This is a genomic window from Anderseniella sp. Alg231-50, assembly GCF_900149695.1.
In the GTDB taxonomy this organism is placed as follows: Bacteria; Pseudomonadota; Alphaproteobacteria; order Rhizobiales; family Aestuariivirgaceae; genus Anderseniella.
Genome location: NZ_LT703006.1, coordinates 210,481 through 231,181, shown reverse-complemented (window position 1 = coordinate 231,181; position 20,701 = coordinate 210,481). Strand labels below are relative to the sequence as shown.

At 57.9% G+C, this 20,701-nt stretch carries 13 protein-coding genes; 6 read left to right on the top strand and 7 right to left on the bottom strand.

Annotation, left to right across the window (positions count from 1 at the left end; all coding sequences use genetic code 11):
* Positions 1-13: 13 nt before the first annotated feature.
* Positions 14-5,473, bottom strand: a complete 5,460-nt coding sequence (locus tag DHN55_RS19225; RefSeq protein WP_337660549.1) for a hypothetical protein — start codon at positions 5,471-5,473, stop codon at positions 14-16.
* Between the two features lie 404 nt (positions 5,474-5,877).
* Between DHN55_RS19225 and DHN55_RS19215 the strand changes: the two genes are divergently transcribed.
* The 4 genes from DHN55_RS19215 to DHN55_RS19200 all read left to right on the top strand — a co-directional run bounded on the left by DHN55_RS19215 (position 5,878) and on the right by DHN55_RS19200 (position 8,352).
* Positions 5,878-6,246, top strand: a complete 369-nt coding sequence (locus DHN55_RS19215; protein WP_108883162.1) for an Hpt domain-containing protein — start codon at positions 5,878-5,880, stop codon at positions 6,244-6,246.
* A gap of 285 nt (positions 6,247-6,531) precedes the next feature.
* Positions 6,532-6,852 carry a 2Fe-2S iron-sulfur cluster-binding protein gene (locus DHN55_RS19210; protein WP_108883315.1) on the top strand — a complete coding sequence of 107 codons (321 nt, stop codon included), beginning with the start codon at positions 6,532-6,534 and terminating at the stop codon, positions 6,850-6,852.
* A gap of 85 nt (positions 6,853-6,937) precedes the next feature.
* Positions 6,938-7,966 (top strand): NAD(P)-binding domain-containing protein, encoded by a 1,029-nt coding sequence (locus DHN55_RS19205; protein WP_108883161.1) that lies wholly within the window; start codon positions 6,938-6,940, stop codon positions 7,964-7,966.
* Between the two features lie 185 nt (positions 7,967-8,151).
* Complete coding sequence (locus tag DHN55_RS19200; RefSeq protein WP_108883314.1) at positions 8,152-8,352, top strand: YgaP-like transmembrane domain; 201 nt, start codon at positions 8,152-8,154, stop codon at positions 8,350-8,352.
* A gap of 32 nt (positions 8,353-8,384) precedes the next feature.
* Here the strand turns inward: DHN55_RS19200 and DHN55_RS19195 are convergent, their stop codons facing one another.
* Positions 8,385-9,470 carry a P1 family peptidase gene (locus DHN55_RS19195; protein WP_108883160.1) on the bottom strand — a complete coding sequence of 362 codons (1,086 nt, stop codon included), beginning with the start codon at positions 9,468-9,470 and terminating at the stop codon, positions 8,385-8,387.
* Between the two features lie 69 nt (positions 9,471-9,539).
* On the opposite strand from DHN55_RS19195, the gene DHN55_RS19190 reads away from it, so the two are divergent.
* Positions 9,540-10,916 (top strand): FAD-linked oxidase C-terminal domain-containing protein, encoded by a 1,377-nt coding sequence (locus DHN55_RS19190; protein ID WP_108883159.1) that lies wholly within the window; start codon positions 9,540-9,542, stop codon positions 10,914-10,916.
* A gap of 9 nt (positions 10,917-10,925) precedes the next feature.
* Here DHN55_RS19190 and DHN55_RS19185 read toward each other — a convergent pair whose 3' ends face one another.
* Positions 10,926-11,792 carry an MBL fold metallo-hydrolase gene (locus DHN55_RS19185; RefSeq protein WP_108883158.1) on the bottom strand — a complete coding sequence of 289 codons (867 nt, stop codon included), beginning with the start codon at positions 11,790-11,792 and terminating at the stop codon, positions 10,926-10,928.
* A gap of 352 nt (positions 11,793-12,144) precedes the next feature.
* On the opposite strand from DHN55_RS19185, the gene DHN55_RS19180 reads away from it, so the two are divergent.
* Positions 12,145-13,659, top strand: a complete 1,515-nt coding sequence (locus tag DHN55_RS19180) for a TadE/TadG family type IV pilus assembly protein (protein ID WP_337660548.1) — start codon at positions 12,145-12,147, stop codon at positions 13,657-13,659.
* Positions 13,660-14,392: 733 nt separating this feature from the next.
* On the opposite strand, the gene DHN55_RS19175 is transcribed toward DHN55_RS19180, so the two are convergent.
* From DHN55_RS19175 to DHN55_RS19160, 4 genes are all read right to left on the bottom strand, one after another.
* The gene (locus tag DHN55_RS19175; protein ID WP_108883156.1) at positions 14,393-16,450 is read right to left on the bottom strand and encodes an oxidoreductase; all 2,058 of its coding nucleotides are present in this window, start codon (positions 16,448-16,450) and stop codon (positions 14,393-14,395) included.
* A gap of 78 nt (positions 16,451-16,528) precedes the next feature.
* Positions 16,529-17,755 (bottom strand): MFS transporter, encoded by a 1,227-nt coding sequence (locus DHN55_RS19170; RefSeq protein WP_108883155.1) that lies wholly within the window; start codon positions 17,753-17,755, stop codon positions 16,529-16,531.
* Between the two features lie 273 nt (positions 17,756-18,028).
* A complete protein-coding gene (locus DHN55_RS19165; protein ID WP_108883154.1) occupies positions 18,029-18,658 on the bottom strand; it encodes an EF-hand domain-containing protein in 630 nt (209 codons plus the stop codon).
* Positions 18,659-18,850: 192 nt separating this feature from the next.
* Positions 18,851-20,668 (bottom strand): isocitrate dehydrogenase kinase/phosphatase AceK regulatory subunit, encoded by a 1,818-nt coding sequence (locus DHN55_RS19160; RefSeq protein WP_108883153.1) that lies wholly within the window; start codon positions 20,666-20,668, stop codon positions 18,851-18,853.
* Between the last annotated feature and the right edge of the window lie 33 nt (positions 20,669-20,701).

Genomic DNA, 20,701 nt, shown 5'->3' with positions numbered 1-20,701 from the left:
CCCTGAACCTGGCCTAGTGCTTAACTCTTCCGGCAGCTTCCGCCAGCATGAGATATACCTTGCCGGTTTCCGATCCCAGACACTGATCCACCAGTTCCTCGCCTGCATCCGAGGTGGCGACAGTATCCAGCAGCCGTTCGAACAGGCGGATGAACCCGTCGATGCGCGTCCTGGCCTGTTTGTCGTCACGGTAGGCTTTGCGGGCCCGATCCATCAGCTTGCGTCCGCGGCTCTGGAACAGGCTGTGGGTATAGGCCTGCGCATTACCTTTCCGGAAGTCTGCTTCAATCTCCTTGGGCAGGTCGTCATGCAGGATCTGGTAGATGTCGCGCGTGGCGGCATTCAGCTTGGCAACCAGGGTTTCCGTGGCACGGCTGGTCGAGCTCTCCGATGTTGTTTCGGCCTTCTTCGACTTGCGGACGGGTTTCTCGCGCGCAACGGGTGTATCTGCGTCGGAAGACAGCAGGTCGCCCAGGAAACTGCGGACCGAACCGGTTTCCCTGGCTGGCGCCGAGGTTTCTTCACTTGCTTCGGCGCTGCGCTCGGCTTTCGGGGCACCGGACGTCCGCTGTGACGCAGCGATGGACGTGGTGCCCTTAGTTTTTCCCGGCGATCGTCCTCCGGCCTCCGGCGGCACATAGATACCCGGCCCCGACATGGCCAGTGAGGATGACTGCCGCTTGACCACGTCCGCCAGCGCGTTGAGCGCAGTGATCTGGTCGGTTACCACACGGCGCATTGCGTCTGCGGAGTTGCGGGTTTCCGCCGGCAGTTCCAGAACGGCGCGGCGCACTTCACCGCGGGCAAATTCGATCTCGCGAACCACGCTGGCGGCAGCTTCGCGCATCTCGTCAGCAGTCGAGGAAAACTCCTCCGTGGAACCGGACATGGTGGTGTTGAGCTGGCGCACAACCTCTGCATGCTGGGCGATGATGTTGCGGGCAGCACGGCTGACCTGGTCATCGGAGATCGCCTCGATCTTCTTGATCTCTTCCTGCATGTTGTCGGAAGCAGCGGTGAACTGCGACGTTATCAGACGGCCCAGTTCGTCAGTGCGCTTGTTGGCATCGGTCAGTGAGTGCTCAACCCGCTGCATGTAACGTTCCATGATGCCGTCGACTTCTTCCGACTTCTTGCCGAGTTTCTGAAGCAGTCCTGCCATCTGGGTGTCACGGCTGTCCATCAGGCGATCAAGACGCTCGTTGAAGTTCGTTACCGCGCGGTCGACTTTTTCCGACGCACTTTCCAGGCGTTCGGAAATCTTGCCCGACGTGGTATCGAGACGCCCTACAAGCGCAGTGGACACGGTGTCGATACGCTGATCCAGCTCGCCGGCAGTGTCCTTCAGGGCTTCTGCCATCATGGTATAGGCCTGGTCGGCATGGGTGGAGAACTTCGCACCGGTGTCCTCGAGGCGGCGGGATGCCTCGCTGGCGCGGGTCTCGAATTCTCCGGCTGACTGGGCCAGGTGATTGATGACGCTTGTAGCGTTGGTTTCAAACCGGGCCGAAATCGACTGGGTATTTTCTTCCATATTGTCAGCGAACGAAACCGATGCCCGGCCAAGCTCGGCGACAAGGTCACGCGCGGCTCCGTCCAGGCCCTCGGCAAAGGCGGTACGTGCGGTTCCAAGTTCGTTGAACACGCGCGCTGCGCGTTCGTCGAGCATCTTGGAGAACTGTTCACCCGATGCATCCATGCGGGTTATGACGTCAGTAGTGATCTCTTCAAGCAGTGTGCTGGCAAGATCAAAGCGTTTGCCCATTTCGCGGGAATTGTTTTCAAGGCGCATGAACATGGCTGCGCCCGTCTTCTCCATGGTCTCGGCGACTTCCGCTGTCGTTGTCTCGAAGCGGCTGGACATCTCCTGGTTGGCGCGCTCGACATGGGAGTACCATTCAGATGTGGTGTTATCCAGCTTGCCGGACATGCCTTCGATCTGGCTCAGTACCGTGCCGGACCGGTCCTTGAGCTGGGTGATCAGGTTGCTCATGGTGTCGGCCACCGTGTCGAGACGGGTTGTCAGGCTGGATGATGTCGAGTCAAGCCGGTCGGTGAGCAGCAAAGACACTTCATCAAGGCGTCCGGTCATGGCGCCGGAGGAGGCATCAAGCCGGTCAGCCAGAGCATTGGTCGTAGTGTCCAGCTTGCCGGTCATCTCCGCCGTTACATTGTTCAGCAGCTCGGCCATGCGGGACGTGGAGCCTTCCAGGCGTTCGGAAATGGAGCTGGAAGATGTGTCGAGGCGCTCGACCAGTTCATTTGTCGTGGCGTCCAGCTTGCCGGTCATTTCAGAAGAGGTTGAATTCAACAGCTCGGCCATGTGCGACGTGGCCCCCTCGAGACGGCCCGTCAATTCTCCCGTCGAGCTGTCGAGGATGGATGTCAACCGATTGGTCAACTGGCCGGTGGAGCCGTCGAGACGCTGAGCGATGGAGGCTGTTGTCGTGTCCAGCTTGTCGGACATCTCAACGGATGCCTGATCGAGAGCGTCGGCGACGCGCGATGTCACACTTTCAAGCCGGTTGGTGAGTTGCGACGAGTTGGTGCTCAGGCGCTCGGTTACCTCTTTGCTCGTGCTTTCCAGTTTGCCGGTCAGTTCTTCCGACGACGAACTCAGCAATTCAGCAAGTTCGCTTCCTGTTGCCTGCAGTTTGCCGGTCAGCGTTTCAGATGAGGTGTCGAGACGGTCGGCGAGCGCGTTCGAGGTGGTCTCGAGTTTGCCGGTCATGCCCACCGATGCGGTGTCCAGAAGCCCCGCCATGCGTGTCGTGGCGCCTTCAAGGCGAACCACCATGGCATCGGAAGTTTCCTCGATCTGGCCTGACAGGCGGGCCGTGGACTCGTCCAGATGGCCGGACATGTGCGAGGTTGCCGTTTCCACCCGGTTGAACAAGGTGCCGGCTGATGTCTCCAGCTTGCCGGTGATTTCTTCCGTAATGACCTCGAAGCGCTTGAACAGGTCTCCTGAGGCGACTTCGAGCGTGCCCGACATCTTGCCGGACACATCTTCCATGTAGGCGTAGACTTCATCGCGTGCGGTCGCGACGTTCTGAACGAACTCACCGGAAATCGACAACAGCCTGTCGGTGAGGGCTGTTCCGGACAGATCGATCTGCTCACCCACGGCAGACGAGGCTGCCGTCAGGCGCTGCGCAACTTTCTCAACCGATGAGTTGAGCAGGTTTGCCATCTCACTGGTGGTGCCGAGCAGACGGTCATTGACCTGGTTGCCGGCTTCAGCAAGTGCTGCAGATGCCTTGCCGCCACTCTCGTTGATAAACGCCAGCATGGTCTCCGAAGACGCCTCGGTGTCGCGAGCAATTTTTTCACCTGACTCCATGAGCGTCTCGACAACCTTGACACTGGTACTCTCCAGGCTGGATGCAACGGTGTTGCCGGTGGTCTGCAGGTTGGAGACCACGTTCTGACCTGCCGACTGGACACGATCGGTAACCTCCGTGCCCACCTCGTTGAGATTGCGGAGTACGACTTCAGAGGTGATCTGCACAGATTCCCCAACGTCGGTTCCGACCAGCTTGATCTGGCCGAGGATGTCGTCGGAGGTTGCCTGCATTGTCGTGACAACCGAACCGGAGGTGGCCCGGACGGCCTGCGTAACGTTTTCGCCGGTGCCCTTGAGCATGGCAACGCTCTCGTCGGCCACGGAGCGGAGCTGTCCGACCACAGCCTCGGAAGACTGTTCGATGGAGGTTACCATTTCACCTGATGCAGCCCGAACATTGTCGGTGATGCGGGTGCCGGAATCAGCGATCATCGCGTTGTGTGCGTCGGCTGCAGACTGCAATTGCCCGCTGACGGCTTCGGTTGAATGCTGTACTGCCTGCACCGCCGTGCCGGAAGTGGACATTACTGCCTGCGCCACGCTGTCGCCGGCTGCCTGCAGTTGTTCATTCACTACCTGTGCGGTCTGTTGCACAGACTGGACAATTTCACCGGACGCCGAATGTATTTTCTGGGCCACTGTGTCGCCGGCGACTTTCATCATCTCGGTGTTTTGTTCCGACGATGCCTGCAACTGCTCATTGACCGCCTGGGCCATATGTTGAACCGACTGGACGATTTCACCTGATTTGGCGTGCACGGACTGCGCAACGTTTTCGCCGGTGTGTTTCACCACTTCGCTGTTCTGCTCGGCTGCTGCCTGCAATTGCTCGTTTACAGCCTGGGTTGACTGCTGGACGGATTTCACGACTTCGCCGGATGTGGTGCGTACCGAATGGGAGACGCTGTCACCGGTAAGTTTCATCATTTCGGTGTTCTGTTCAGCTGCAAGACGCATCTGTTCGGTTGTTGCCCCGGTCACCTGTTCGATGCCCTGGGTAAGCTCTGCGCGAACGCTTCTGACTTCTTCAAGGCTTTCACGAATGCCGGACGTCACACTGCCTTCAAGCTGGCGCAGGCTGTCGCCGAACTGCATGCCTTCGGTATTCATGCGCTGGGCGGTTTCCTGCATTGTCGAAACCTGACCGGTTACGCTGTCGGAGAACACCCGCATTTCATTGACCAGCGTACCGGACATTTGCTCCATGCGTGCTGTCTGGCCGGAAATCTCGGTGCCGACAAAGCTTGCGCGGGTGGAAATCTCGTCAACGGTCTGGGACAGTTCGGAGGTTGTGTTCTTGAGGCCGTGCTCAAGTGCGGCAAGGGTGGAAGACGCAGTCGATATAATGCCCGAGAGGCTCTGCGTATTCTCTTCAATACGCGACAGCAGGGGGGTTGCCTCCACGCCGATGACGCGGCCTGTTTCGTGTAGCGAGTTGCGCTGATGCTCCAGGCCTTCGAGCATGGTGCGTATGCGTTCCTCATTGGCACCAAAGGCACGTTCGATATTGGCTATTTCCTTGTGAACGACACCTTCCAGTTCGCCGGCACGCTGCACGGCATGCTCAACACCTCCGACAAGCTGGTCCACTTCCGAGCGCACCAGTTGCGAAACCGATGCCAGGCTTTCGGTCGCGATGTCCTGCGGGCGGACAAGGCGCATGGCCGTTTGCATCAGCGCCTGGCTGACATGGTTGATCTGGTTTGTGCGGAAAATCAGGTAACCCAGAACAAGAAACGCCAGAACCGGGATTACGCCCATCATGAGAGTGCGCATTGTGACCGGCAGGTTGGTCAGGCTGAGCGGACTCCCGGCAAGCTGGGCAAGGGCAGGGACGTACAGGACCGTCCAGATCGCCAGCCATACAAGCGAAATGGCCACGGCGGACCATATCGGTGCGGTTGAAGTGCGCTCGCGGATTGCCTGCAGGCTGCTGGCGGCAAAAGCATCGTTTTCGTTGGCTGGCCGGCCGCGCAGTTTCGCTTCGCGGCGGCGCTGGTCCATGGCGTCCAGCCTGCGGCGCTCAGCCGCTTCGCGACGAGCTGTCTGTTCTTCGTTTTTTTCTTCAATTGCCCTGCGATTGCCCCTGCGCGAAGCGCGGCGCGGCTGGTTTGTTTCGCTTGACATATTTTGCATCCCCGCAACTAAAACTTACTAACCGGTATTCACACCCCAGGTCCCCCCGGTGCCTCGTGTGCGCCGTATACTGGTCACTCCCACGCTTAATGATCTGACTCAATCGGAAATGAAGCAAGCCTAATGGCTATTGCGTTAACCAATTTGTCCACACCCATCGCACGTCCCGACGAGGATTCTAATGCAGATCAGACACTTAAAGAAGTCATTAGCATTAAAAGGTTTGGGAAAACTAGCGAATTGGTTAACGCCGTGGGCGAAAATGATTCAAATTTTAACAAAATTCACAACGAATTTTTGTCAGATTGGCGTCTAATTTGCGTAATTCAGGTCAGAATCAGTCACTTAGGGTCCGGTTTCTAGAGCCTGTATAACTCAAAAAAGGAACCCGCGCGATGAAGCCGAAACAGGCCGCTGCAAACAATGTCGATGGCGGTGGTGTCGAGGCAGTTGTTGATCTTGCACATTTGGATCAATACACGCTGGGTGACCACAGCCTGCAGTCGGAATTGCTGCAGTTATTCCGGGTTCAGCTCAAAGACCAGACCCAGGAGCTGGTCTCATGCGCCGATGCAGCGGCATGGAAGTCCGCGGTTCACACACTGAAGGGGGCGGCGCGCTCTGTCGGGGCCGTCCAGGTGGGAGACGTGGCTGAAGCCATGGAGCAGGTGGCGTTTTCCGACGAAGCCGGGCGTGCGGCGGTTTTGAGCCGCCTGATCGCGGTCCGGGCTGATTTTGAAGCGCAGATTGACGCGTATCTCTGAGACGCTGTTGCAACGCCGTGTCGCATGCCTGCCGCGCCGGATAGATGCGGAAAAACAGCTGATGGCAAGGTGTTATCCCGACCCATGTCTGCAGGTTGGGTCATGGCGGTGCCGCCTGGAAGCCGCTTCCTTAGGTTCCAATTGTCGCACAAAGACGTGAAATTCAGCTTGCCGGGCTGGAAATTGTTGCATTTTGTGCCGTGTCGGCCTAGCTAAAGACCTGAATCTCAATTGAGTGTATGCAAACAAGTTTGCATGCATCCGTGCATGGCAGGACCCAAAGACATGGCAAAGATCACTTTTATCGAGCACAACGGCAAAGAGCACGTCGTCGATGCGGAAAACGGCATGTCGGTCATGGAGACCGCAATCAAGAACATGGTGCCGGGTATCGATGCGGACTGCGGTGGTGCCTGTGCCTGTGCCACGTGCCACGTCTACCTTCAGGGCGACTGGGCGGAAAAACTCGCAGAGCGTTCCGAAATGGAAGAGGATATGCTGGATTTTGCCTTCGAGGTGCAGGACAGCTCGCGGCTTTCATGTCAGATCAGGGTATCTGATGACATTGACGGGCTGGTTTTGAAGGTCCCGGAAAAACAGTTCTGAGACCTGCGCCTGTTTCACTACTCAACACACACTCCGGCGGCCTGCAACAGGCCATCCGGTTAGATGATCAAGGAGGCCCGTTTCAATGGCCAGTCAGACGATTGAAACCGATGTAGTAATTGTTGGAGCTGGTCCGTGTGGACTGTTTGCGGTTTTCGAACTGGGCCTGCTCGACATCAAGTGCCACGTGGTGGATATTCTGGACAAGCCGGGCGGGCAATGCGCCGAGCTTTATCCGGAAAAGCCGATCTACGACATTCCGGGCCTGCCGATCGTGACCGGCCAGGAATTGACCGACCGCCTGTTGGAACAGGCTGCTCCGTTCAGCCCCGAATACCATTACAACCAGATGGTCACCTCGCTGCGGAAACTGGACGACGGATCGTTCGAACTGGAAACCGACAGCGACATCCAGTTCAAGTGCAAGGTCGTTGTGGTTGCAGCCGGTGGCGGCAGTTTCCAACCCAAAAAGCCGCCCATGCCGTCAATCGAGGATTACGAAGGCACCAGTGTTTTCTATTCGGTCAAGCGCATGGAGGATTTCCGCGACAGGGATATCCTGATCGTCGGCGGTGGCGACAGCGCGCTCGACTGGGTTATCAATCTGCAGCCGATCGCCAAGTCCATGACCTTGCTGCACCGGCGCGATGACTTCCGGGCCGCCCCGGACAGTGTCAACAAGATGCGCGAGCTGGTCGCCGCCGGCAAAATGGACCTCCATATCGGCCAGGTGACAAACCTGCACGGCAACGACGGTTTATTGAGTGGCGCGTCTGTAAAAGGCAAGGAAGGCGAGTTTGAAGTAGCCTGCAACACCATGTTGCCGTTCTTCGGCCTGACCATGAAACTCGGCCCGGTTGCGGAGTGGGGGCTCAATCTTGAAGAAAATCTGGTGCCGGTCGATACCGAAAAGTTCGCAACCTCCGCTGCCGGCATTTTCGCCATTGGCGACATCAATACCTATCCGGGCAAGCTGAAGCTGATCCTGTCAGGTTTCCATGAGGCTGCCCTGATGTCCCAGGAAGCTTTCCGGATCATCAATCCGGGCGAGCGCTTGCTGTTCCAGTACACGACCTCAAGCTCGAACCTGCAGAAGAAGCTGGGCGTGGCCTAGAGCCTTTCGCAGCGCTAACGAAACCATTCGATCCCTGCAAACGACTATGCAAAGTCGTTTGCAGGTTTTTTATGCGCGGTCGAGCGGGTAATTGATCTGGATCATTTCAACACCAGGCATACATATATATTTTATTGAATATGTTTTCGGATTCGCCGGATACCAGAACCAAGGAGGTTCTTTCAATGAAACGGAATATTGGAACAATTGATCGCGCGCTGCGTGCAGTCATTGGCATTGCACTGATTGCCTGGGCGTTTTTGGGAAGCAGTGAATTTGCCTGGACAGGCTGGATCGGCATTGTGCCGCTGTTCACCGCCGCGATCGGCTGGTGCCCACCATACAGCCTGCTGGGGATAAACACCTGCGGCACAAAAAACGCCTGAAACAGGCGGCGGTCCCATAAAAGGTCATGCCGTTAGATCTTGCCGGCCCGCTTGAGCAACACGAGCAGGTCATCATGGGGCAGGGCATGCACGGTCAATCCGTTCCTGCCGGTCATTGCTTCATTGGCGATCATGGCGTCGAGAACGGCCTCTTCGACGGTTTCCACGACAGCCTGGAACAGGGGATCCAGCTCGCTGTCCGCCAGGGCGTCGAGGTGACGGACACCGCCGGACTGCAGGGCCTGCCTGTTGGCTGTGGAAAAGGCCAGGAAAATGTCGCCCGATGAATTGTGGCCAATGGTGCCGGTTCGCGCCAGGCCAAGTGGCACCCGCCGAGCCAGCCGTTTGCATTGATGCGGCAGGAGAGGCGCATCAGTTGCCACTATGGCGATGATGGAGCCTGAACCTTTCGAGCGAAATGCGCCGCTGCTCAATTCACGGCCGATCGGTACGCCAAGCACTGTCAGTTCAGCCCGCAGACCGAAATTCGACTGGACGAAGGTGCCGACCGTGTATTGAGCGGTGCCTATCTCAATCAGCCGTGATGCACTGGCAGAGCCAGCCTTGTACTCGTAAGTCGTCATGCCGGTGCCGCCGCCGACACTGCCCATTTCCAGGGCGCCGGAAGCCGCACCGTCCAGCGCCGCCATGGCATGCTGCGCGGTTACATGGAAGCCATTGATGTCATTAAGGTCACCGTCATAAGTCTCGGCGGCGACGGGCAGGCCCCAGTCCTGGTCTGTGCCAATGTCATTTTCCACCAACCAGCGCAGGGTCGCATCCCGGGTAACGCCGCACGACGCGGTATTGGTGATGGTGATCGGCGTCTGCAGTTCGCCGATCTCCTCGATCCATATGGTACCGGTCATTTCGCCGTTGCCGTTGAGCGAATAGCTGCCTGCCATGCACGCCGTGTCCGCGCCCTGGCGGCCGCGGGGCAACAGGCCGGTCACGCCGGTGCGAATATGCTCTGCCTCGATCAAGGTGGTGTAGCCAACTTCGACGCCGGCCACGTCGGTGATCGTGTTGTATGATCCCGGTTCACCCGGCAGGCGCAGTCCCAGGCCGCGGGCCCGGTGTTTTCCGGCGGGTGTGTTTTCCCAGTTTTTCGATGTCATGATGGTTCTGGCTGTTGGGGCTGTTTGACGGCATGATGACTGCAGATACACGGTGTCACAAGGGCTGCGATGATGATGGTGAGCGAACAATTTCTGGGTGCGCTGGAAAGCCTGTGTACTGTACGCCGGGGAGATGCGGTGGAGGCCCTGGATCCCGGGTTTTGTGCGGGCAATCTCGGCGCTGGTATCGTGGCGCTACCAAGAATTGCAGGAGAGGTTGCGGCGATTGTCGGTCTGTGCAGGGCGCATAAGGTCTCGATCGTGCCGCACGGCGGGCGGACAGGACTTGCCGGCGCAGGGGCGAGCGTGCCGGGTCAACTGATTTTGGACCTCAAGTCGTTGAACAGGATTGGGGAACCGGACCCTGACACCGGTACCATCAGCGTGGAGGCGGGTGCAACGTTGCAGGATGTGCAGGAAGCCTGCGCATCACACGGTCTGACGCCGGGCATCGACCTTGCTGCACGCGGCACCGCTACAATCGGCGGCATGATCGCCACCAATGCCGGAGGCATGGAGGCCTTCCGGTGCGGCGTCATGCGGCACCGGGTGCTGGGTCTGGAGGCGGTCTTGCCGGACGGCAGCCTGTTGTCGGATATGACGCGTGTCAGCAAAGCCAATGAGGGGCTCGACATCAAGCAGTTGCTGGTCGGGGCAGAGGGGCGTCTCGGCATTATCACCGGCGCAGTGCTCAAACTGGACGCATTGCCCGGCGCCACGTCGACTGCGCTGGTATCGTTTGAGCGCGCTGCGTCAGCAGTTGAAGCATTTCATCACCTGCAGCCGCAAGGCAGGCTGCTGAGAGCAGAAATCATGTGGCGGGCTTATGCGGATACAGTTGCTCAGGACGTGGGATTGTCCGACCTCGTCAGCCCATTTCCCGGATCGGTACTGGTGTTGTTCGAACACGCCGGTGCCACGCAGGAAGAGGCGCAAACCGTCCAGCAGGAGGCTTTGCTTCCGCTCATGGAAATTGGAACGATAGAACATGCAATCATTGCACAAAATGATCGGCAGGCGTCGGACTTCTGGCGCCTGAGGGAGGAAAGCTGGGCGGTTGAGAGACGTTGGCCCGGTGGATACTGGTATGATGTTTCAGTGCCCCTGAGTGCGCTCGATCAATATGTGCGCAAACTGGAAGAAGACCTGATGGCCATTGCCGGGAACGCCCACTTCAGCTGTATGGGACATCTTGGCGATGGCAACCTGCACATCACTGTTTCAGCGCCGGCTGGCAATCCGCTGGACAAAACGCTTGTGGACGCGGCTGTTTTTTCAAGGTTGAAGGCAATGGGCGGATCATTTTCCGCAGAACACGGTATCGGGCTGGAAAAGATGCGCGCCCTTGCGGCTTATGGCGACCCTGCCAAACTGGCAGCGGCCCGGGCGGTCAAGCAGGCACTTGACCCGGACAATCTGATGAACCCCGGCAAGGTATTGGCCTGAAAGCTTGCGTTAAAGCTGATTCAAGGGGGTTTTCAGGTATACAATCCCATTGTCTTCCGGTTCCGGCATGTTACCTGCACGCATATTGACCTGAATGGACGGCACAATCAGCTTGGGCATGCCCAGTTGAGCATCGCGTGCTTCGCGCATGGCCACGAATTCATCTTCGCTTACACCATCGCGAACATGCACATTGTTGGCGCGTTCCTCCGCAACGGTGGTTTGCCAGGCATATTCATCGCGCCCGGGTGCCTTGTAGTCATGGCACATATAGAGCTTGGTTTCTGGAGGCAGTGACAACACCTTGCGGATCGAGCGATAGAGCTGCCTTGCATCGCCGCCGGGGAAGTCGGCGCGGGCTGTGCCGAAATCAGGCATGAAAAGGGTGTCGCCCACAAATGCACAGTCGCCGATCACATAGGTCATGCAGGCCGGCGTGTGGCCGGGTGTATGCATGGCGTTTACCGACAAAGCGCCGATGGCGAACTCGTCCTGATCCTTAAACAGCCGGTCGAACTGCGATCCGTCGCGTTCGAACTCGGTGCCGGCGTTGAAAATCTTTCCAAACACATCCTGGATGCGGGTGATGCCGTCACCAATTGCCAGCTTGCCGCCGAGACGCTGCTGGATATAGGGCGCGGCTGACAAATGGTCCGCGTGGACGTGGGTTTCCAGCAGCCATTCGCACTTGAGGTTGTTGTCCTGTACATACGCGATGATCTGGTCGGCTGACGCAGTTGATGTGCGGCCGGCCGCTGAATCAAAATCCAGCACGCTGTCGACGACCGCGCACGCCTTGGTTTCGGGATCGGTTACGACGTAGCTTGCGGTGTTGGTTGGTTCATCAAAAAACGCTTGTACGTGGGGGCTCGTCATTGGTGTTTTCCTCGTCGTGCAAATCTCAAGCGATAAGACAGCCCAAGTCTGCCATAGTTTTGCAGTTTTACACAGCCGCACTTCATTAATTTGATCCAGCGCAATTTCCCGCTGAATTTCATGACCCGGCGATGGTGAACGTAAATACACCGGCTCGAGTTTAATGCAAAAGCCATTGGAATGATTCAGGTTTTGTTATCCGTCAATCGTTCAATTTGACCACAATTTTCCCCGGTCTGATACAAAGCAGCTTCGAAATTTACTGCTGAAGACGGCTACCCCTCAGCACAACCTGCCCAGGATGGAGACATGTCCCGGGTGGAATACGGGAGATTAAATGATGTTTGGCTTTATGTCTAAACTGCCTGGTTTTGGCAAAAACGAGTTCGGGTCGATCGCACCTGTTCTCGGTGTTGCTGCTATTCCCCTCATCATGGCTGCAGGCGCGGCTGTCGATTATGGTAACGCAGTGTCTGTACAGGCGCGGCTGCAGGCAGCGGTTGACGCAGCAGCGCTGGCTGCCGGACGTGAAGCGAACATGACGGATGCACAGCTTGAGCGCATCGCGAAAGATTACTTCCACTCCAACTTCGGTACGCCGTCCAATGCGGGCACACCGCAGATGCAGATGACGGTGACCGACAATGGCTTGCAGATCAAGGGATCGGTGACTGTCAGCAACTATCTGACCAAGGTCGCCGGTTTCGATACGACACTTATTTCCGCAGCGTCGCAGGTGACCAAGGAAGCAACGGGTCTCGAAGTGGTGCTGGTATTCGACAATACCGGTTCAATGGCTTCGCAGAGCAGGCTTTCTACGCTTAAGGTTGCAGCTCACGACTTTGTCGAAATTCTGTTTGGGCCCCGTGAAGTCGCAGATACGCTGAAGATCGGCGTGGTGCCGTTCTCACAGTTCGTGAATGTCGGTGCCGACAAGGCGAACAGCGGCTGGATCGACACCGGTGGTGCCAACCAGCTGTCTCGGGAAAACTTTACTGGCGCCGGCACCTGGCACAACTGGCGCGCCTGGCAGTCTATCCGCAATCGCTCGTGGACCGGTTGCGTGGAGTCACGTAATGGCAACAGGTCAGTGGACGATGATTTGCCTGATCCGAACAATGCAAATACCCTGTTCCCGCCGGCATTTTATCCGGATGAACCCGGCAACGACCAATATCGGGCCTATTTCAAGGTAGGTGGCAAGAACAATTACTACTACAACAGCTATCTGACAGACAGCCGGACCAACAGTTTGCCCCGTCGTCAGGAGCACCCCAGAAAGTATAGCAATGCCAGGGTGAATTCCACGTCGCGTGGACCGGACAGAGGTTGTAACATTCAGCCAATCCAGGCGCTGACCAATGTCAAATCACCTGTGTTGGGGACAATCAACAACATGCAGGCCTCTGGTTATACGCACGTCGCTGAAGGTGTCGGCTGGGGTTTGCGAGTCATCTCACCGGGTGAACCTTTCACTGAAGGTGTGGATTACAGCGACGAGGACATCACCAAGGCGATGGTTTTGCTGACGGATGGCGAGAATACATTCAACACTGAAACCAATCACAATCGCTCTACCTATACCGCGTATGGCTATCTGCATCAGACGCGGGTTGGTTCAGCGAATTACTGGACAGCTGTTTCCAAGCAGAACGCGCTACTGTCTCGCGCTTGTAATAACGTGAAAGACGCCGGTATTGTGAGCTACACATTCGCTTACAACGTGCCGAGTCAGACGCAGCGAAACCTGATCAAGAACTGTGCAACGGATCCGGAAAAGTACTTTGATCCGCCGTCAAATGCGGCACTGGTCAAGAACTTCCAGCAGATTGCCGACGAACTGCGCAAGCTGCATCTGAGCCAGTAGGCAACAATACAGGGAAGACAGACCTCGAAAAACGGGGCGTCAGACAAAGAACCCCCGCATTCTTTTCAGAATGCGGGGGGTTTTGATTCAAGGGATGCCGCTCCCGCAAGCAGCCTTCGGCTGCGCTCCGCGGGGGCGCACTTCGTGCGGCGCGCAGTCGCGCTTGCCTCAGCACGTTCCGTGCTTCGGAGGAGTTCACAAATACGGTTGTTCGAGGTTGGAGAACGGCGCGAAGCACAAAGTGCTGAGTAAAGCTGTTCGACCAGAATGACTCAACCAGGCCCGACGGGCCTCGGGCCGGTCAGGCCCGCCCTCGCGGAGCGCAGCCGACAGGCTGCTTGCGAGAGCGATATGAACTCAATCAGAGAACAGCCCGCCGAAGGCGGATAAGCTGTTCGACCACCACAAAAGAAGAAAACGCGCAAAGCGGTTGCCCACTTGCGCGTTTCCTCTATTGCCAATCCCGGTCCGATCTTTCCGCAAGCAGCCGTGAGGCGCTATATGTCCAGTCCGGTGGGCCCGGCAACCAGTTTCCAGATACGCCACCAATTTTCCGAGGAAAATCAGGACTTTCCGGTCCCCGCCAGCGTCTGGTCAGTTGCCTTCCCGTCTGCTGATGAGGAGAGTATTTGCCCAATGTCCGATGAGCGCAAGAACCGGTGAGGTTTTGCACAACTTATCCACGGTTGCCGGTGGATAAGCGAAGGTGCGCCTGTGGCTGACAACCGGAAAACTAAAGGTCCTTGCACAGGCGCAAGGCATCATAAATGCCGGCATGAATGTTGCGCGCCGCTACCGCATCGCCAATGCGAAACAGCTGAAAACGTCCTGCCTCGTTGCGCACGACCTGCTGGGCTTGTCCGGCAACCAGTGCTTCATAATCCATTTCACCGCCATTGCCGGAGTCTGGTTTGAGGGCGAAATACAATTCGTCCATCGGTGCTGTCGCGTATTCGACCACCACCTGGTCGACCAGACGTTCTCCAACATGGGCTTCATTGTAGGGGCTGGTGAGCACGGCTGCGATCTTGTTGCCTTCGCGTCTCAGGGAATGAACCCGCACCATGGTTGTGATGACAGCGCCGTGTCCCTGCAGTTTTTCGATATACGGCACCAGGTTCAGGCCGCCGATATCCGGCGCAAACATGCGTTCTGGCGTAACGACTTCCAGTTTTGCACCCTGCGCCATGATGATTTCGGTTGCAGCCATGCCCGGATGGGCACCGTTGTCGTCATACACCAGCACGTCTTCACCAACACTTGCTGCGCCTGAAATGACATCCCAGCTTGACGTGGCCAGGTCGCCACCGTCGGCAATCGCGTCTTCGCGCGGCAATCCTCCGGTTGCAACGATGACCACATCGGGATCCAGCGCAATGACGTCACCGGACTCTGCATAGGTGTTGTAGCGCACCTCGACGCCCAGCCGCTGCAACTGGGCAAGGCGCCAGTCAACGATACCGATGAGTTCAGAACGGCGCTTGATTTGTGTTGCCAGCCTTAACTGGCCTCCTGCATCAGACGCGGCCTCCAGCAGCGTGACCTTGTGGCCACGTTCTGCTGAAACCCGCGACGCTTCCAGTCCTGCCGGGCCCGCGCCGATCACAACGACATGGCGCTTCTTGCCCTTGGTTCGGGGAATTGCGTGCGGCATGGTTGCCTCGCGCCCGGTTGCTGCATTGTGGATACAGGTCGTGCTGCGGCCTTCGTAGATGCGGTCCAGGCAATAGGTTGCCCCGACGCAGGGGCGTACCTCATCCTCGCGACCATCGGCTACCTTGGCGGCGATGTGCGGATCGGCGATGTGGGCCCGCGTCATGCCGACCATGTCGAGCTTGCCTTCCGCAACCGCGTGCCGTGCGGTCGCGACATCGTTGATGCGGGCAGCATGGAACACCGGGAATTTGGTTTCTGTGCGGACCTGGCCCGCAAAGTCAAGGTGTGGCGCCGACGGCGTGCCGGTGACCGGAATGACCCGTGACAACGGGCCGTCATGGTCAACGTGACCACGGATGATGTTGAGGAAATCAACCTGGCCGGTGGCGATCATGCGCCGGCAAATCTCCAGGCCCTCTTCGCGGGAGAGGCCCTTTTCCATGTCCTCGTCCGCCACCATTCGCAGGCCGACAATATAGTCAGGCCCAACCCGGTCACGGATGGCGTCGAGCACGCGATGGGTAAAGCGCAGCCGGTTGTCCAGTGAACCGCCATGCTCGTCATCGCGGTTGTTGACGGCAGGCGACCAGAAACTGTCCAGCAGATGACCGTAGCATTCCAGCTCGAAACCATCGAGACCGGCCTCTTTCACCCGCTCGGCCGCATCGGCGTAATCTCGCACGATCCGGTCCATGTCCCAGTCTTCCATGATTTTGGGAAAGGCCCGGTGGGCCGGTTCGCGTACATTACTGGGCGATACAACGGGCAGCCAGTCGGCGCCGTTCCACACGGTTCTCCGGCCCAGGTGGGTCAGCTGGATCATGCAGGCGGAGCCGTGTTCGTGACAGGCGTCGGCCATGCGCTTCAACCAGGGAACGATTTCGTCCTTGTAGGCGTGCAGGTTGCCGAACACCGGCGACGAGTCGCGCGAAACAACAGCCGAGCCAGCCGTCATGGTCAGTGCAATGCCGCCTTTGGCCTTTTCCTCGTGATAGCGGATGTAACGGTCCTTGGGCAGGCCGTCGTCATGATAGTTGGGCTCGTGCGCTGTGGACATGAAACGGTTGCGCAAGGTCAGGTGCTTCAGCTGGTAAGGTTGCAGCAGCGGGTCATTGGCGCGGTGGACAGTGGTCATTGATCAGCCTCCCATCAGGTCTTTTGACCGAGACACTAGCTGGGAATGCCGGCGGATTTCCAGTGTTTGTATGCAAGCCTATTCGGCAGGTGCCGCGGCTGCCGATGCCGGACCGGAAAGCAGTGTCTCATTACCTTCGCGCGGATCCCTGGGAATGAGCAGCGACAGAGCCAGTGAAACTCCGGCCATGGCTGCGCCGATAATGAACACCCAGGAGGGATGCGTCAGCCAGATGAGGCCGAAAAGCACCGGGATAACCACTGCTGCAATATGGTTGATGGTAAATGCCACGCCTGCCGTGGGCGCCATGTCGGCAGGATCGGCAATTTTCTGGAAGTAGGTCTTCTGGGCAATGGCCATGGCAAAGAATGCGTGGTCCACCAGGTACAGCGCTGCCGCAATCCACGGGTTTTCGACAAAGGCATAAGCCAGGAAAACGCCGATCAGGCCGACATATTCCAGCACCAGGATGCGGCGTTCGCCCAGTTTGATGATCAGATTGCCGATCTTCGGGGCGATCCACATGTTGAAGACCGCATTTGCCAGGAACAGGCCGGTGATGGCGGCAACAGAGAAGCCGAATTTCTCGACCATCATGAAACCGGCAAACACGATGAAAATCTGGCGGCGGGCGCCCGACATGAAGGTCAGGGCATAATACAGCCAGTAACGTTTGCGCATGAGCAGGTGTTTGCGCTGTGGCACGGCCTCGCGAAACTTCGGAAACCCGAACCAGGCCAGAAACGCAAGCAACACGGTCGCGCCTCCGCCGGCCAGGTAGACCGACGAAAAGTCCAGATGCAACAGTTTCCATGTCAGGAAGATCAGCGCGTAGGCGGCGATGGTGGCGAATGACCCGGCTGCGATAATGCGGCCAAGCTGGCGCGGCGCCTCGTTTTTTGGCAACCATTGCAGCGACAGGGACTGCTGTACGGTTTCAAAGTAATGAAAACCCACCGACATGATGAAGGTGGTGATGTAAAATCCAAGCGCAGTCGGGAAGAACCCGGTGATGGCGGTGCCAAGCCCGCATAAGGCAAGAGAGATCACAGCGAATGTCTGTTCGCGCCAGACAAAGTACATGAACACAGCCGTGAAAGCCAAAAACCCGGGGATTTCGCGGATCGACTGAAGGATGCCGATTTCCTTGCCGGTGAAAGCGGCCCCTTCAATGGCAAAATTGTTCAGCAGTGCCGACCATGTCGAAAACGCGATTGCATTTGCCGCCACCATGAGGATGAGCAGGTTGACCGGTGTCCTCCAGCCAGTGGCGTCGCCAAGATTGATTTCCGTGTGCCGGTTCATGATGGCGCGGAAGCTAAACCAACTGCACCGGTTGTTGTATTGTTATTTGCGCAACCAGGGCATGACTACTGACATGCCTTTCATTTCACGCGTTCGACTGGTTTAGAGCATCCAGGTGACCGCGGGCTGACTTGTTCCGGCTGTACCTGGTGTTTTTGGTGCCCCGGCCGGAAAGAGAAGGGGAGAACGATCCGACCGGGGATACTGCAAGAGGCAGGTTTACCTGCAACAATGCATTCGATTTACCTGCCTTTTGGCAGTCGCAAGGAGTGGCTAGTTGCTGCTTTCGCCTTCCGGTGCCGTTTCGGTTTCTTCAGCGTCTTCACGCCCGCCGTCACGGCGCATCATGCGGTCCCGGGATTTGTGACGGCGGCGCATGTCTTCGCGGCTGAGGGCACCGTCGCCATTGCGGTCGCGCATTTCGACCATGTTTTCCATCGGGCGCAGGTATTCAGCCGGCGTGACACCGGCATCGCCGTCGCGGTCAAAGCGCTGGAACTGGCGTACAATGCGCTGGGCGCGGGCCTTCAGGAAAAGCTGCTTGAACTCATCAAGGCTCAGCTTGCCGTCATTGTTGACATCAAATTCCTTGTGCCAGGCTTCCCGGTTGGTGTTGATCTCCTCCTGGGTCACCTTCCTGTCATTGTTGGCATCGTAGCGCTCCATCATCTGCCGGGCGCGATGGCGCTTGCCGTGGCCTTTCCAGCCGCGACGATGGCCGCGGCCATACCCGCCGCCATGACCACCACCATGGTATCCGCCGCCATAACCGCCGTGGTGTCCGCCACCGTGATGGCCGCCGCCATAACCACCGCCTTGGCGATGGGCGTACGCTGTAGCGCCAAGTGCACTGACAGCAATCAATGCTGCTGCTGCTATTGCAATCTTCGATGTGGTTTTCATGTCTTGTGTCTCCAGGGTTGGTAATTCTGCTTATTGGATATCTGGAAGACGTGGCCGGATAAAGAAACCCGGCGCGCAACAACATTAAACATCAGTCATGTTTCAGACGATTGTGAGCGAGGTGCACAACCCATCAATCTGCCACAGGCAGGCGTGAGAGGGGGGTTGGTGAGCGTCGCAGACACGGCTGACTTAGCCAATCCTGCAGGCAAGCGGATACACCTTGAGCTTGGGAACCCAGTCACGCTTCAAGGCGGTTTGCATGCCGGTCCAGTAACCGGTGGTCAAAAGATCACCGTGGCGGTCGGTGAACACCCGGCGCAGGTTGCGGTCTTCAATACGCAGTCCGGGCAGCATTTCCTCAGGCAGGAATATGATGCCGTCCTCGAAGAACCAGGACGGGATATCTTCTTCCCCTTCTTCACGGTCTGTATTGGTGCGCACCTTTATGTCGACCAGGGGTTCGACCGCGTCATAGTCGAACAGGTACACCCGGCCATACTGATTGACGCCGTAATTGCGCGCATCGAGATCGCGGTTGAAAATGTTGGCGGCTGCATTGTTCTTGATGCAATCACCCAGCTCTATGATGGCGTCTTCGGCCTGTTCCCTGGTTGCCGTTTCCAGATAGAGGGGAATGGGAACCAGTTTGGGCTGCACAATCAGGTGGCTGAAGGCGACACGGTCGTCCTCAATCCGGATTGAGCTGGCGGCGATGTCAGTCAGTTCTTCCAGCAATGCTTCATCGAACCAGCTTCGGTCCATGGCTACACGCTGGTAGATTATATTGTCCAGCATTGAACCGGTGCGGTTGATTTCATGCACGCGGCGATACTTTTTCAACACTGCTGCAGTGCCGGGCCAGATGTCCCATTTGTAGTGCTCGGCCGGCTTGTCGCGGATAACCTTGAGCACATAACGCGACTGCTCGGCGGAAAAGCCCATGGCGACCGAACCTTTGAACCCGGGCGCCGTGGCCAGGCGGTGGGGGTCAACGGACAACTCGCGCGACAGCTCATCCATCACCGCCACCTTGCCGATATGATTGTAGCCGATGGTGGAATAGTGCAGGCCAAGCGGGCGGCCGGGCATCAGGCGGCTGAGAAAGGCACACAGCTCGTGATAGCGGGTATTGGTGACATGGAAATTCGCCAGGGTGGAGGAAAACAGGTTATGGGCGTCCGCTTCGCTGGTGATAACCGCGTCGATAAAGACACCGTCCTGCCCGTGTTCCAGTGAGATCAGCAGCGGATGGCCGGTGCCGTCGTGTGTCACAATTTGGCCTACTACATACGCGCCACGGTTTCGGTAAAAACCCGCATTGAGGATGGCAATGCCCTGATACCCCATGCCGCCGTCGGAAAACCCGAACACCTTGTTGATGTGGCTGGCACATGCGGCGCAGTCTGCGTCCAGGGATCTGAATTTTGCCGTCAGTGCCGGAATCGAGACGATGTCAGCAACCGTTCCGGGGGCTACCGTGTCGGCGCCGTCGAAGCGGTGCACAATGTGGCTGGCGCGAGTGAGCCAGTTGGTGGTGCGCGCCGGTGTGCGGTAATTGTAATCGACCCACTTCCAGCGGGTGTCTGAGTAGATGAGCCGGTGTACCGAGTTCAAAAAGGCAATTGCGAGATCGCGTTCGTAGCGGCCCTCCACCTGGGCCTCGAACAGCTGAACGACGCCGGCCCACAACTCACTTTGATCAGTCAGGTCGGGCAGGGCCGCGCCCAGGCGCACAGCGACCTGCTGGACTGTGCGCGAATATGAGCCGAGGCGTTTGTGCGACAGGTAAAGCGCTTCGGCCCAGTTGGCATCCTCAAACGCAGCTTTGGCCTGTTGCGGAATGGTGCGCATGGAAAAGTAGAATGCCTCAAACTCGTTGAGCATGGTCATGGCTATGCGCCATGCCCGGTCTTCGTCGTTATCAGCAGCGCTGGTCCAGCGGAAGAAGTCCGGTTCGTGAGGGGGCGGGCGGCGATGCCAGAGCGGTTTGTCGGCGGTAACTGTCATGTCGGTGACAGTGCCGTAACTGCCATCTGCTTG